Raw genomic sequence first — 17,063 nt, 5'->3', positions numbered from 1 at the left:
ACTGCATCCCTGCCTAAGCTAAAGTTTACAAGACTGGTTCTTTCTCGCTGTTCATCAATATACGTTTGATCAGCTGTGCATTTTTTGCTGCACATTCTTTTCTTTTGAACATGTCAGCATGTTGACCAAAGCCTTGTAGGTGAATAAAGGCACCGGTCGTTGCATGCTCCCACTCCTCCATCCAGTCCGGTATCGCAATGTGTTCTTCCGATTGGATGAAGTAGATATCTGCTTGTATTTCCCCTTTGTTGATGCCATGGACAAACGTTTCATAGTAGGCCCGCGTTTTCATTGCGAGGTCCTCTTGGACGAGTGCCGCTTGTGCGAGTTCACTTTGCTTCGATTGTTGTACAATCGCTTGAATATCGTCCTCAATGGATCGTCCTTGTAAATCACTTTCGCCAATTTTTTTATAGGAATCGATCATGATGACCTTTTCAACCGTTCGCCCTGTACGTTCAATGGCCTGCACGAGTTCGAAGGCTAGATAGCACCCACCAGAGTATCCCATTAAGGTCAGTGCCCCTTCTGGCTGAAGGTGTTGGATATGCTGTACATATTGCCCAATGCGCTGATCTGCTTCTATAAAATCAAAGGCGATGAGGCGAACATCGTCTAAGGTTTTTGATGCTTCATGATAAATAAAGCCGTAGCCTGGTAATGGTGGTAGTGCAAAGACTGTTGATGATTGAGTTTCATTGAACACAAGATAGCCAAATGCCTCTTGATCCTGCTTACGAATATATTGACTAAGTCCTGCAATTGTTGGCGTTTCAAACAACTGTTGAATCGGGATCTGCACTTGATATTCTTTAGACACTTTTGACAACAGAGACATCGCCTTTAAGGAATGCCCGCCAATGTCAAAGAAATGATCATCTGTGCTAATATCATCTCGTTCAAGTACGTCTTTCCAAATGAGAAGTAGCTTTTGTTCTACTTCATCCACTGGAAGCTTCACATGCCGATTGCCTTGTACCGCTTCCGGTTTTGGCAACTGTCGTTTATTGACTTTCCCATTTGGTGTGAGTGGCAAATTCGAAAGCACGATCAGCTCGTGAGGTAACATATAAGCAGGCAAACGCTCTTTCAGCCCTGCTTTGATGACATCGAGCTTGTCCTTCCAATCATCCTCACACGTGATATAAGCCAATAGCCTTGTATGATTCGTCTCATCATGATCAGTGATCAATGCGGCTTGTTTTACACCCGATTGCATGAGGAGATGGGCTTCAATTTCCGTTAATTCAATGCGGTGTCCACGAATTTTCACTTGATCGTCGGCTCTACCTACATATTCAATGACGCCGTCTTCTCGGAAATAAGCGAGATCTCCCGTTCGATACAATCTCTCACCGGAAACGAATGGATGCGAGATAAAGGCTTGTTCTGTCAGGTCAGGACGGTTTAAATAACCCTTTGCCAGTCCTTTCCCACTCAGACATAACTCTCCAATCATTCCAATCGGCTGAAGTTGTCCTTGCACACCCAATATATAAGCACCCGTCTGATTCAGTGGCTTTCCAATTGGAATCGACTTTTCCTCCATTGAAATGGCTTCATTTACAGGATAATATGTGGCAAAGACCGTTGATTCTGTTGGACCATAAACGTTGATCAACTTCCCTTTCCCCATCACAGCAAAGGCTTTTCTCACATGCGGAACGGATGCACGCTCTCCTCCAAACAGCACCTTCCGCAAGCCGCGCATCCAATCTGTCCCCTCATCTACAAGGAGGTTGAATAGGGCGGTCGGGACAAACATGACAGAAATGCGCTCTTTCGCTATGAGTTCAGTCAGCTGTCTCATGTCTAAAATGGTTTCTTTTTTCGGTAGCACAAGTCTTGCCCCATTTAAAAGAGCACCATATACATCAAAGGTAAAGCCATCGAAAACGCTATTTGATAACGAGAGTAATGTATCTGTCTCTGAAATGGTTAAGTAATTCGTATTTTTGACAACCCTGGCGATATTAGAATGTGTAGTCATAATCCCTTTTGGGTGCCCCGTTGTGCCAGATGTGTACATCATGTATGCCACGTCGTGCAAACCAGCTTCAAGTGGCAGATTCTCTGAGCTCATCAGTGAAATTTCCTGATCATCTACGAAAAGATATGTGCCACTAAATGCGAACCCCTTCGCCTGACTGATGAAGGATGAATGCGTCAGAAGATGGGTTGCTCTGCTATCTTTCAACATATATTGAATGCGGCTGTCTGGATATTCAGGGTCAATTGGGACGTAGGTTGCCCCCGCCTTTAAGACAGCAAGCAGACTCATAATGAGTTCTGGCGATCGCTCTGCTAAGATGGCAATCACCGTTTGATGGGCCACCCCATTTTTCTGTAAATGCCTCGCCATTCGGTTGGCTTGTTCATTTAGCTCCGCATATGTGATGGTTTGCCCTCCGGCTGACAATGCAATCGCATTTGGCTGTTTACGGACATTATGCTCAAACCATTTCGTCAGATAGAGCTGATCATGCTCCAGTTCTGGTGCATTAAATTCTTCAAGAATTCGCTGTTTTTCCTGTTTTGTAATGAGAGTCAGCGTATGAACCGATTGATCCGGACACTTGACCACTTCTTTTAGTAAGAAAGTGAGCTGTTCTTTTAATCGTTCAACAAACGCGCGATCAAAGGCTTTTTGATTAAAGGCTAACTTCAATTGCAATTGCTCTCCAGGTGATGCGAGCAAATTGAGATCATAATTCGATTTTTCATAAATGTTCATTTCTTCTATCGAAAACCCTAGTAGCGCCTCTTGCTGATCTTGCTTAGCAGTCGGAACATTCTCAAACACCACAATATGATCGATGAGCTGCTTGTGACCTACCTTTGCCTGAATATCATAAATCGGCATATATTGGTGTGGTTCATCTGCAAGTGAACGCTGCTGCGTGTCTGTTAATAGAGAACGAAATGTCATTTCGTCTGTCAGTTGAATTCTTCGCGGGATGACATTGATGAACAGTCCAACCATTCTGTCAACGCCAGCAAGGTCTGCCGGACGACCTGACACAACGGTACCAAACAGAACATCGTTTGATCGCTGATATCTGCTCAATAGAATGGACCAAACCGATTGAAGAGCGCTACTTAATGTGGCATTCTGCTGTAACGCGAGCTCCGATAAAGCAACTGTCTCTTCTTTGCTAAGTGACCATTCTATTTCACTTAGCTCATGATCTTTTGTTCGTTTTCGTTGTTCTTTAAAGGTCGATTGTCCATCAAATCCCGCTAACGCGTGTTGCCAATATTGAAGAGAGGCTTGTTTGTCTTGTCTTTCTAGCCATTCAATATATTCTTTATACGGTTTAACTGGTTGAAGCTTATAAGACGTTCCATTGAGGAGCGCTTCGTACACCGCAAATAACTCTTGTACAACAAGTCCAAAACACCAGCCATCCAAAAGGATATGATGATAACTCCATATCCAACGATAGGTTGAAGGAGCCGTTTGAAACAATGATGCACGCATGAGTGGATCCTTCGAAAGATCAAACCCTTTTCGTTGATCCTCTTGTTTAAACGTCTCGATCCGCATAAGCTGCTCTTTTTCATTCAGCCCTTGTATATCTATGACATCAAGGTGAAATGGTCGTTTCTTCAAGACAACTTGGATCGGGCGCTTCACTTTCTCGTGGAGGAAGACGGTACGAAAAATATCGTACCGATCCACGATGATATTCATGCTTTCCTCTAGCAAGTCATGGCGCAGTGTACCCTTCACTTTCATATCCATTTGCTCTACATAAAAGCCCTTTTCTTGATGATGGAGGGTATGAAACAGCATGCCTTCTTGCATCGGTGACAAATAATACATATCTTGAACTTGATCCCTTTTAAATTGACTCATCTATTTCATTCCTCCCTTCCCTATTTACATGTCTATCTAGTGGTGTTATGTCAATTTCTCTTCAAGCATGTCAAAAATATCATCCATTTCATCCATTCCAAGACCGGACGCAGAGAAGTCACTTGGCGTAAACTCACGCTCATGTTGTGCTAAACAATGCGTGATGATCGCCTTTAGTTTTTCCTTTAACAGCGCCACGAACTGCTGAATGGTCTGTTCGTCATATTCCTGTGCGGAATAAGAACAAGAGAGAATGAATTGATTGTTTTTCACGAGACCGCTGAGATTTAGCTTATAAATGGCTTCTGATTCAGGACTTGCTTGCCGTCCCATATCATATGGGGATGGTCCAAACAATTCTGTCGTGACATCCTGATCAATTTGACCGAGGTAGTTTAAACTAATCTCAGGTTGCAAAGGTTGTTCATTCAACTGTGACATGGTCAAATACTTCAAAATGCCGTAGCCAATTCCTTTATTCGGCACACGTCTAAGCATTTCTTTTGTTCCTTTAATCGCACCTGCTATGTCTTGATCCGGACTTGCTTTTAAAATGACTGGATACATACTCGTAAACCAACCAACCGTACGGGATACATCGAGTCCTGATAAAATATCCTCCCGCCCATGCCCTTCAAGCTGCACATGGACTTGAGGTTGTCCGGTCCATTCTCCAACAGCTAGACCAAGTGCACAAAGCAGAATATCATTCATATCTGTTGAATACGGGTGATGAATATCGGTGAGAAGGTGCTCGGTTTCTGTCTCGGTTAATTGCATTTGGACAGCTTTGACATCAGCCACTTTTCTCGCTGTGATTTGATGATCAACAGGTAATGTCGTAAATGGCACACTTTCAATCTCGCTCCAATATTCACTCTCGGTTTTTAATGTATGTGACTGTGCATAACGCTCGACTGCTCCAGCCCATTCTCTGAAGGAGTGTGTCTTTGGCGGAAGGACTAGCGTCTTCCCTTGCTCCGCTTGTTGATAAAGCGACATAAAGTCTTCTAGTAAAATCCGGCATGATACACCGTCAATGACGAGATGATGTGTCACAATCAACAAATGGTCGCCATTTTCTGTATGGAAGCATATCACCTTCATCAATGGTCCTTTTTCAAGGTTCAGCTGACGCTGATACTCATTGGCATAAGTGGAGATCGCCGTTTTCACATCCTGCTCTTGCGTGACATCACAAGAAATCACGGACATGGTCTCTGTGAGTTCTAGCTGATTGTATTGCAGAATGTCATTATGCTCCTGTCGATAGACCATACGTAATGCATCATGATGGGAAACCAGTTTTTGCATGACGCGCTCTGTAATCGCTAAGTCAAATCCATTCGGCGCATGAAGCATCATGGACAGATTCCAATGATGCTGGTGATTGAACTTACGTTCAAAGAACCAGCGCTGTATCGGTGTTAAGATGACTTCACCTTCAACCGGTGATTGGTCTACTGTCATCTGATCGGCTTCTTCCATGTATGGGCGAATCTCCGCAATCGTTGGATATTGGAATAGTAGTTTCATATCAAGCTTCCAGCCTTTTTGTGTCAATCGGCTTGCTAGTTGAATCCCTTTAATCGAATCTCCTCCTAAGAAGAAGAAATGATCGTGGATTCCGACCTGATTTACCCCTAACACCTCTGCCCAGATGTCGCACAGAAGGGCTTCCACTTCGTCTCTTGGCGCTTCGTATGCCGTTTGATTCGCCTCCATATCTGGAGCTGGCAATGCCTTAAGATCGACTTTTCCATTTGCCGTCATTGGCATTTGGTCAAGACGAATGATCCATGATGGCACCATATATTCTGGTAACGTGCGCTTTAGTTTTTCTTGCACAGTGGCCGTTTCTTCACTTGTGATCACGTAAGCGACAAGCGCGTCTTGACCACTTCCATCTTGCGTAGTTGTCACGACGGCTTCTTGTACGGCATCAAGCGCAAGAAGCTGGGCTTCAATTTCCGATAGCTCGATTCGGAAACCGCGAATGTTGACTTGATGGTCTTTTCTACCGAGATAGATGAGCTCGCCATCCTCGGTCCATTTCACAAGGTCGCCTGTCTTGTACATGCGCTCGCCTGGATAAAATGGATCAGCCACAAATCGCTTGTCCGTTTCCTCCGGCAAATTCCAGTACCCTCTTGCCAGTCCTTTCCCTGCAATGACCAGCTCACCAGGTACGCCTGGCGGCGAGAGGTCATATAACGAACTCATGATGTAAAAGCGGGTATTGGCAATCGCTGTTCCGATAGGAAGCGTGCCTTGATGCGGATGAATGATCCCACTTGTTGCCACGACGGTATTTTCGGTTGGGCCATAGTTATTCACAAGTGTGTAACGAACAGACTTCACCTGTTTGAGCTTGTCACCGCCTGTTAGTAAATAGCGCAGAGAGTGATTCTCTAGCGTCATAAACTGCTCACATATTTGTGTTGGTAAAAAGGCAATGGTGATGCCTTCTTTATTGAAATAGGCATTGAGCTTTATCAGATCGAGACGAATGTCTTCGTCAATGATGTGCAGCTCCGCGCCGGCGATCCATGTCGGGAACATTTCCCAGATGGAGGCATCAAAGCCAAAGCCGGCATATTTCGCGGTTCGATCGTCACTTGTCACCTGGAAGGCATCGTTGTGCCAGAAACAAAGGTTCACAAGTGACTGATGCTCGACCATGACACCCTTCGGTTGTCCAGTCGTACCGGATGTGTAAATCATATACGCAAGATCATTCGATGTGATCGAAACATGAATATCGTGCGCTTCTCCTTCAACCGCCTCTTCGATGTGCAGGACTTGTCCTGTGAAAGAAGATGGTGCGGTGAGTCCTCTCTGGATGAGAAGCACCTCTGCCCCGCAATCCTCGAGCATATATGCAATGCGCTGATCTGGATAATCGGCGTCAATCGGAACAAATGCCGCACCTGTTTTCAAAACACCTAGTACAGCGGCCGACATCTCAAGAGACGGACGAGTGAGAATCCCTACCCGATCCCCTCGTTTGATTCCTCGAGACATGAGACCCGTGGCGACTGCATTCGCCCGGTTGTTCAGTTCCTCGTACGTCCAGCTTGTATGGCAGAAAGTAGCTGCCTTCAGATGCGGTGATTTCTGCGCCTCGGCTTCAATGAGGGCGTGGACGGTTTGGTCTGTCGGAACGTCAAGGACTGGGCCTGTCCATTCGCTCACCATGTCTCTCTTTTCTGCTTCCGTTAACATCGATAGTGTTGAGATTGGCTGATTCAGCTTTGCCATCATTTCATCCAAGAGTTGCACAAAGTATCGACTCCAGCGCTCGATGGTGTTCTTTTTAAACAAAGCCGTTGCATACTCAAAGCGTACACCTACCTGGTCTTGCTCTTGACATACACCGAGCGTTAAGTCAAATTTTGCATGGACCGTATCCTGCTCCTTTCTAGAGAGCTTCACTCCCTTGAGATCAGGTAACGTCAGATCCCGTTCATCTGTTGTCAGCATGACACTAAACAACGGATTACGACTCGTGTCTTTTGGAAGATCTAATAACGCCACAAGCTCCTCAAATGGAAACCCTTGATGTTCATAGGCTGATAGGTTACGATCTTTCATTTTCTGAAGCAGCTGTTCTACTGTTTCTTCAAGCTTCACTTCATTACGCAGTGCGAGCGTATTGACGAACATTCCAGGTATATGCTCAAGTGCTGCTTGTGTACGTCCAGCTGTTACAGCCCCTATGACGATATCTGTCTGCCCTGTTAGTTTATGAAGGAAGATCGCAAAGGCGGTTTGCATCACCATATTCAAGCTCAGCCCTTTTTCGGCCATAAGCGTTTTGATTTGCTGTGCCTTTTCACCAGATAACCATTGATCGACGCGATCACCTTCAAATGTCTGAACAGCAGGGCGCGGAAAATCAAGTGGCAACGCCAAATCTGCTGGAGGCTGTGCATATTGCTCCAACCAATACTGTCGTTCTTTTTCAAGTAATGCTTGTTGTTTTTCTTCTTGCTGCCATACTGCGAAATCCTTGTAATGCAATTGGATCGGTGGCAACGTTTTTTCCTCATATAACTGCGCCAATTCTTGAATGTACAAGCTACGCGTCACACCATCGGCAATGATATGATGCATGTCCATCATGAACATGTATGTCTCATCAGACAGCTTGGCCACTTTTGCTCTCATTAATGGCGCTTGATGTAATGCAAATGGTGTGATGAAATCATCCACGACAGCCTGCTGCTGCTTTTCTTCTATTTCAACAACCTCTAACGTAAACGGCACTTGGCGATAGACCTTTTGGACAGGCACACCGTCAATTTCAACAAAAGCCGTACGCAAAGATTCATGTCTATTGATTAATGCTTGAAGCGCTCCTTCTAATTTCTGAAGATCAAGGCTTCCTTCCATCATGAAAACGGCTGGCATATGATAAGTGACCGCTTCTGGATGAAGCTGTTGCATCACATACATTCGCTTTTGTGCAGAAGTGACTGGATAGAAGTCTTGCTTTTCAGCTGGCTGAATCGATGAAGCCAGCGAAGAATCTGCTTTTTCCATATATGCGGCAATCGCTCTTATCGTTGGTTTTTCAAAAAGGACTTTGAGCGGCACATGCTTGTTCAGCTTGGCTTGCATGTTAGAAATCAGCACCATGCCTTTGAGTGAATGTCCACCTAATTCAAAGAAGTGGTCATGGACACCGATTGAATCCACTTCTAGCACCTCTGACCAAATGTCACATAGCGCCTGTTCAAGCGCTGTTTCTGGTGGTACATGCTCCGTTCGGTTTGTCTGACCGTGATGATGCGGAAGTGGCAGTGACTTCGCATCCACCTTCCCGTTCGGCGTCAGCGGGATGTGATCTACTTTGACAAAGTAAGTCGGAATCATGTAATTCGGCAAGATGTCTGACAGCTGATCTCTAAACGTCAGTGTTCCAATCTGTTCATCCGCTGTGTAATATAGCACCAGCTCTGGTAAACGGGACATCTGAATCACTTTGACATAGACGTCTTGAACAAGCGGAATGGTGCGTGCGGCATGTTCGATTTCTTGCTTTTCAATACGATAGCCGCGGATCTTCACTTGATCATCCACTCTTCCTAGAAACTCAATCTCTCCATTTGCATGCTGTCGAACCAAGTCTCCTGTGCGATACATCCGTTCATTAGGGAAATACGGATTTTCAAGAAAACGCTCTGCTGTTAATTCAGGTTGATTCAAGTATCCTCTAGACACACCATCACCTGATATATACAGCTCTCCTGGTGCGCCATATGGCACGAGACGTTGCGCTTGATTGCATACAAGTGCTCTTGTGTGTGCAATCGGCTGTCCAATGACCGGACGCGCCTTCAAGTCTTCTAGGTCTTGCATTGTGATTAGCTTTGACACTGTACCGATGGTCGTCTCTGTCGGTCCATAATGGTTCATCACCGTGACGTATGGATGTTGTCGAATAAATGTGTCAACATCCTCTGGGATTATTGGTTCTCCCCCAAGAATGACAAGTCGCAACGTATCAAAGTCATCATTCTTTGAATCTGCCATCATATGAAACAGGGATGGCGTCATTTTGATATAGGTTAACTCTTGTTCATGCATAAAGCGTTTCAGCTGCACAGGATCTGTATACACATCCTCACGCGGAAGATAGAGTGAACCGCCCGCTTTCAAGATCGGGAAGATGCTCGTGTATCCTAGATCATATGCATAAGATGATAGCAACGCTGTGCGATCACATTCTTGCAACGATACCTCTTTCGTCAACCAATTGACGTAGTGTGATAGATTGCGATGTGTGAGTTGCACGCCCTTCGGCTTTCCTGTTGTACCGGATGTATATATCACATAAGCAAGCTGATCCACACATACCTTTGGAAGTGGTCGTTGCGAATGCGCTTGATCTACGGCTTTTTCTACAGGAATCACCTGAATCGGGTACTGATCCTCATATACATCTAGACGGGCTTCATTTGTCACAATGAATGATGCACCAGCGTCCTCTAATGTATATCGGATACGTTCAGCAGGAAATGCTGGGTCAATTGGCACAAATGCGCCTCCTGCCTTTATCACACCAAGCATTGACACGATGATATATACGGATCGATCAAGGATAAGCGCCACAGGACTTTCTTTCTCAATGCCACGAGCCATCAACTCATAGCTGAGTGCATTCGACATGTCCTCCAGCTCGCGATAAGTGAGTTTCCTTTGATCATCCATGACAGCAATCGCATCTGGTGATTCCTTTGCTTGACGTGAAAATTGGACATGAAAAGGCTCATGGTGACTCACTAGCTCTTCATCTTTTGTCTTCAAACGCTCCATCTGCTCTTGTTCATTCAATATATGAAATGAACCTATCCGCTTTTGAGGCTCGCGAATCGCCTCACGTATAATCGCAAGAAGATGTGTACTTAGCTGGCGAATGGTTTCTTCTTTAAATAACGCTGTTGCATAGTCAAAACTTAATTTTAATTCTCCCTCACGTTCGAATGCCTCTAGTGAGAGATCAAATTTGACCGATTGATGCTGAATGGCATAAGGCGAAATCTCAAGTTCACCGAGCTTTAAGGCTGGAACCTCCATATTCTGCATATTAAATGAGACGCTAAACAGCGGGCTTCGGCTTGTATCACGGTCTAGTGTCAGACGGGCGATTAACTCTTCAAGCGGATAGCTTTGATGTGCGAAAGCATTTACACTTGTTTCTTTTATTTCTTCAAGAAGCTGTAAAAATGATTTCGTCTGCTCCGGCTTTCCGCGCATCGCGATGGTATTGATAAACATTCCCGGCATGTCCTGTATATCAGGATGCGTCCGTCCTGCAACTGGAGATCCAACGATGACATCCTCTTGTCCACTATAGGACGCGAGAAGGACCTGAAATGCAGATAACAGAAACATATACAGGGTCGTATCCGTTTTCTGAAGCAATTCATGAATGCGCTGAGTCGTCTCTTGGTCACAACCAAACATGACACGTTCCCCTGAAAAGTCTCGCTCAGCTGGGCGCGGGTAGTCTGTTGGCAAATCTAAAACCGGTAAGTCTCCTTCGAATTGCTTTAACCAATACGCTTGGTGCTCCTGTTGCTTCTCTGTTTCCTGTGTGCTAAGCTGCCACACTGCATAGTCTTTATAATGGATCACTCTATCTGCCAAGGTTTCCCCATCATAAGACTTTGCTAAATCCTGAATAAACGTCTTCATGGAAGTGCCATCTGTAATCAGATGATGCACCTCAATGAAAAGAAGATGACGTTCTTCACTTACTCTCAATAATTCAGCTCGTAAAAGTGGTGCCGCTGTTAAATCAAACGGCGCTTGGCGCTTCGCGAGATAAGTTTCTGCATCCTCTTCTTTGATATCATGAATCGAAAGGTCAAATGAAACTTGGTCATGCACCTTCTGTACAATGTCTTCCCCTTTCATATGGAAACTTGTTCTCAAGATCTCATGGGTTTGGATCAATTGCACAAATGCTGAGCGAAGCCTTTCTTTATCAAGTGTACCCTCGAGTGTTAAGACAATCGGGATATGATAATTCGTGCTGTTAGGTTCAAGCGTCTGTAAAATGTATAAGCGCCGCTGAGCAGGTGACACCGGATACACTTCCGCTTTTTCTACAGGTAGAATAGAAGGCTCTTGCTTCTGTCCGTCCTGATCAATATACGCCGCAAGTGAGCGAATGGTCGGTTGCTTGAAAATCACCTGAATCGGGACTTCCTTTTGAAACACTTCTTGTATTTTTGCTGACATCATCATGGCTTTCAGTGAATGTCCACCCACCATGAAGAAATGGTCCTCTACACCAACGGTTTTCCCAAGCAACTCTTCCCAAATATCAGCAAGCGCCTGTTCCGTCTTGGTTTGAGGTGGCGTTGTTTCAATTTGCATACGTTGCGCTTCATCTGGCTTTGGTAATGCTTTTCGATCTACTTTCCCGTTTGATGTGAGTGGAAATGTCTCTATCTTCATCACATGATGCGGCACCATATAAGCAGGTAGATCTCGATTGAATAACGTGTGAACTTCTTCCTCTGTGATGGCACCTGTGTAGTAAGCAGTGATTTCCTTTTCATGAGAAGAAGTCTCATGAACAAGTACAACCGCATCATCGATTCCTGCCACTTGCTGAAGAACGGCTTCAATTTCACCGAGCTCAATACGGAAGCCGCGAATTTTCACTTGATCATCCGCCCGTCCAAGAAATTCAATTTGTCCGTCTGCTCCATACCTCACCACATCACCGGTGCGATACAAGCGTCCTTCTTCTTTAAAAGGGTTCGCCATAAACACTTGATTTGTTAAATCTGGACGATGGAGGTATCCCCTTGAAACACCGTCACCACCAACATATAATTCCCCCGGGGCGCCGATTGGCTGAAGCCGCTGAAAGTCATCTAAAATATAAGCTGACGAATGATTGATCGGCTGACCAATTGGAATCGAGCCTGTTTCCTCCCCACTCACTTCGTAAACCGTGGAGATCGTTGTATTTTCTGTTGGACCATATGCATTCAGTAGCACCACGGATGGATTGGCTTTTTTCACAAGCTCCGCACTTTTCACATTCAGTACATCTCCACCTGTTATCAACGTGGTTAACCCTTTGAACATCTGTGGTCGTTGCTGACCAAGCTGATTGAATAATCCTGTCGTTAAAAAGAGTGCCGTGATCTGATGCGTTTGGATAAATTGTTCAAAACGGCTCATATCCAGTAAAGTGTCGCGATCAACAGGGAACAGAGTAGCGCCATTTAGCAACGTAGTGAAAATTTCAAATGTGATGGCGTCAAAGCTGACTGCACCTGTATGTGCCATGCGATCCGCGGTACTTAAACTGAGTTTTTCCTGTGAAAGGGCTAATCTCACAATATGTTGATGCTCGATTTGAACACCTTTTGGGCGTCCCGTTGAGCCAGACGTATACATGATGTATGCGAGTTGGGACGGAGATACATCGGCGAGTGATAGCGTCTGTCTATTGTGAGGTACGTGCAACACATCGACAGTTTGAATGTCCTTCCCAACTGGCGGCTGTCTGTCAGCATAAAGCAAAAGTGATGCCCCGCTGTCTTCAAGCATCCATCTCATTCGTTCTTCAGGTTGAGCTGGATCAATCGGTACATAAGCAGCGCCTACATATAGGACAGATAAAATGGCAACGACTGCATTTGCTGATCGATCCATATACACAGCCACGGCATCTTCAGGTTTTACGCCTTTTTCGACTAAATGACCCGCTAATCGTTCAATTTCTTTCCCAAGCTCTTGATATGTGAAAGATTGATCTCCTTCGACTAATGCGAGATGGTCTGGTTGTTCCTTGATACGTTCTTTGAGCAGTTCAAGAATCGACAGATGCTTCGGGTAATCCCGTTCTGTCTTGTTCCATGTTTCAATTTGTTGTTTTTCTTCTTCAGTGATGCATGACACTTCATGTAGGCACGCATCCGGATCTTGGATGATTTGCTTCATGAGATGAGTGAGGTGCTTGGAGATGTTCGCTATCACATGCTCCTCAAAAGCCATCGCATTGTATTTTAATTTCAACGTCCACGTTTTACCTGGATAGACAAGCACATTCAGATCAAAATTCGTTTGTTCAAAGCCATCCTTCACATCAATAGAAAAGCCAAGACGCGTGGACATGGTGTCCCCTGATAACTCTTGATCTAACGGATAATTCTCAAAGCCAACCAAATGATCGAATAGTTGCCCTCCAGCAGCGGTCTGTTGTTGGATGTCATATAACGGCATGAAATCATAGTTTTCCGCTTCCAGCGCGTGCTGCTGTACGTGTTGAAAAAGTTGTTTAAACGTTTGTTTATGATCCAATGTCACTCTAACAGGAATGGTATTGATGAATAATCCTGCCATCTGCTCAATACCGGATATACTAGGCGGTCTACCTGAGACGACCGTTCCGAATGTAACGTCCTCGGACGCATGGTATGTGCCTAAAAGAACCGACCAAACAGCTTGGAACAGGTTGGGTGCTGTTACTTGGCATTGTCTTGCCAAGCCTTGAATGGCTTCTACCATTTCTGCGTCCCATGTAAACGTCCATTCCTTGTGATCATATTGACCGTTGGCATCTTTCTGCTGTAATATCCCCTGATGCTGCATCGCACCGTCTAAACGTTTCTTCCAGTAGTCTTCTGCTTCTTGTTTGTTTCGCTTCCCAAGCCATTGAATGTAATCTGCATAAGGCTTCCCCTGCGTGCGATCAGGGGAATGCCCATTTCGGAAGGATTCATAATAATGAAACAGTTTTTTCATGATGACACCCATGGACCAACCATCCATGATCATGTGATGGTTGCTCCAAATCAGATGCCAGTTTGATTCATCCAGTTGAAAAACAGCGACTTTCAGCAATAGATCATTCGTTAAATGAAATCCTTGTTTCCTCACTTGCTTTTTATATTGATCTAAAACCTTTTGTTGTGCTTGATGATTGAGATTGGTTAAATCCTCTCTATAGACATCTGCATGACGTTCAGCAAGTACAACTTGACGAGGCTTTTGTAATTGCTGATATACAAAGGCTGTACGGAGAATGTCATATGTCCGGATGAGCTCATTGATACTCTTTTCAAAAAGACCTAGATCAAACTCTCCGCTTATTCCAAGTTCAAGCTGTGTGAAATAAGAGGAGGAATTTGGGTCTAGCATGGCATGGTATAGCATGCCCTCTTGCATCGGTGTTAAAGGATATACCTTTTGAATTTTCTGCTTGCTCATAGGCCACCTCTTCGTTTGCTTAAAATAGATCCATCAGCTTTTCCAGTTCATCCATTGTGAGGTCATCATCCCCTACATCACTTGGTGTGATCTGAGTTTCATCCTGTGCGATACAATGAGAAATCAGTACCTTCACGTTCTTTTCTAATACATCTTTGAACTGCTCCATTGTGCGTTCTTCAAACTCAAGACCATGATAGGAAATCGTCACATGAAGCATGCCTTGTTCCACGAACCCAACAATATCTAACGCATGAGGCTTTTCTGAATGAGGACTTAGTGATTGACCCGCATTCCATGAGGATCGGTTGAGTTCACTTCCACCAAGGTGTTCATCAAACTGTCCAAGGTAGTTGAAGCTGATCTCTGGTGTAACATCAAAGTCGATATCGTCCTTCATCTTGTCAGGCGTTAAGTATTTCAAAATGCCATAGCCAATTCCTTTGTTTGGAATATGTCTTAGTTCCTCTTTTAAATGCTTGATTTGATAGGAAAGATCATGTGCATGAGACATATCTAATAACACCGGATACATGCTCGTGAACCAACCAATCGTGCGTGATAGATTGAGCGCTGGAAGGATTTCCTCTCTTCCGTGCCCTTCCAAATGAATAAAGTGCTTGTCTTCGCCTGTCCACTCTTTCATTGACAATCCTAATGCTGTGAGCAGAATGTCATTTATATCTGTGTGATAAGCCTCGTGTACATCAGTCAACAGGCTATGTGTTTCCTTCTCCGATAACGTAAAGCGAAGTGTCTGCGTATGCAGCATTCTTTGGTCGCCCGTTACGCGATCCTTCTTGAGCGGTGTGCCTGAATGGGTAAGCACCTTTTTCCAATAGGATCTTTCGGCTAACAGATCATCTGACATAGCGTATTCTGTCAGCTTCTGGGCATATTCTTGGAATGAATGTGTTTTTTCAGGAAGCGTGAAGACCTCTCCTCGCTTCGACTGCATATAAAGCGCCATAAAGTCTTCAAGGAAAATGCGCCATGACACACCATCTATGACGAGATGATGGACAGCCAGCAATAGGTGATCTCCTTGTTCCGTTCGGAAAATCGTACTTTTGACTAATGGCCCTTCTGCTAGTGAAATACTTGCCTGCACGTCATTTGCCAATTCTTCTACTTGCTGCATTTGCTGTGATAGCCCACCTTGTACTTCAATCACGTCCACTGTCACTTCGTTTTCTTGTATGCCAAGATGACGCTGAATCATACGTCCCTCTTCGATCGGATAAACCATCCGTAATGCATCGTGGTGTATCATCAGTTGCTCGATCACTCGCTTGACGATTGCTTCATCCAAACCATTCGTAGAGTGAAGCATGACGGATTGGTTCCAATGATGTTGGCTACTAAAGTTTCTTTCAAAGAACCAGCGCTGTATCGGCGTTAAGATGACTTCACCTTCAACCGGTGATTGGTCTACTGCCATTTGATCGGCTTCTTCCATGTATGGGCGAATTTCCGCAATCGTTGGATATTGGAATAGTAGTTTCATATCAAGCTTCCAGCCTTTTTGTGTCAACCGGCTCGCTAGTTGAATCCCTTTAATCGAATCTCCTCCTAAGAAGAAGAAATGATCGTGGATTCCGACCTGATTTACCCCTAACACCTCTGCCCAGATGTCGCACAGAAGGGCTTCTACTTCGTCTCTTGGCGCTTCGTATGCCGTTTGATTTGCCTCCATATCTGGAGCTGGCAATGCTTTGAGATCGACTTTACCATTTGCCGTCATCGGCATTTGGTCAAGACGAATGATCCATGATGGCACCATATATTCTGGCAACGTACGCTTTAGTTTTTCTTGCACAGTGGCCGTTTCTTCACTTGTGATCACGTAAGCGACAAGCGCGTCTTGACCGCTCCCATCTTGCGTGGTTGTCACGACGGCTTCTTGTACTGCATCAAGCGCAAGCAGCTGAGCTTCAATTTCAGATAGCTCGATTCGGAAACCGCGAATGTTGACTTGATGGTCTTTTCTACCGAGATAGATGAGCTCGCCATCCTCGGTCCATTTCACAAGGTCGCCTGTCTTGTACATGCGCTCGCCTGGATAAAATGGATCGGCCACAAAGCGTTTGTCCGTTTCCTCCGGCAAATTCCAGTACCCTCTTGCCAGTCCTTTCCCTGCAATGACCAGCTCACCAGGTACGCCTGGCGGCGAGAGGTCATATAACGAACTCATGATGTAAAAGCGGGTATTGGCAATCGCTGTTCCGATAGGAAGCGTGCCTTGATGTGGGTGAATGATCCCACTTGTTGCCACGACGGTATTTTCGGTTGGGCCATAGTTATTCACAAGTGTGTAACGAACAGACTTCACCTGTTTGAGCTTGTCACCGCCTGTTAGTAAATAGCGCAGAGAGTGATTCTCTAGCGTCATAAACTGCTCACATATTTGTGTTGGTAAAAAGGCAATGGTGATGCCTTCTTTATTGAAATAGGCATTGAG

3 protein-coding genes are annotated in these 17,063 nt (G+C 44.9%); all 3 read right to left on the bottom strand.

The genetic code is table 11. The features are described from left to right. Positions 1 to 25: 25 nt before the first annotated feature. The gene (locus tag AB1K80_RS10365) at positions 26 to 3,859 is read right to left on the bottom strand and encodes a non-ribosomal peptide synthetase (RefSeq protein WP_412856543.1); all 3,834 of its coding nucleotides are present in this window, start codon (positions 3,857 to 3,859) and stop codon (positions 26 to 28) included. Between the two features lie 45 nt (positions 3,860 to 3,904). After that, the gene (locus AB1K80_RS10360; RefSeq protein WP_412856542.1) at positions 3,905 to 14,602 is read right to left on the bottom strand and encodes an amino acid adenylation domain-containing protein; all 10,698 of its coding nucleotides are present in this window, start codon (positions 14,600 to 14,602) and stop codon (positions 3,905 to 3,907) included. 19 nt (positions 14,603 to 14,621) lie between these two features. Then, a partial coding sequence (locus AB1K80_RS10355; RefSeq protein ID WP_412856541.1) for a condensation domain-containing protein occupies positions 14,622 to 17,063 on the bottom strand: 2,442 nt, incomplete at its 5' end.

It is taken from the genome of Bacillus sp. 179-C3.3 HS (assembly GCF_047229225.1).
In the GTDB taxonomy this organism is placed as follows: domain Bacteria; phylum Bacillota; class Bacilli; order Bacillales; family Bacillaceae; genus Bacillus.
Note: the sequence above shows the minus strand (reverse complement) of the source record. Positions and strands in the feature narration are given on the sequence as shown.

Coding starts and splice junctions, on each gene's coding strand:
- AB1K80_RS10365 (WP_412856543.1), bottom strand. CDS start 3,859: ATGAGTCAATTTAAAAGGGATCAAGTTCAAGATATGTATTATTTGTCA.
- AB1K80_RS10360 (WP_412856542.1), bottom strand. CDS start 14,602: ATGAGCAAGCAGAAAATTCAAAAGGTATATCCTTTAACACCGATGCAA.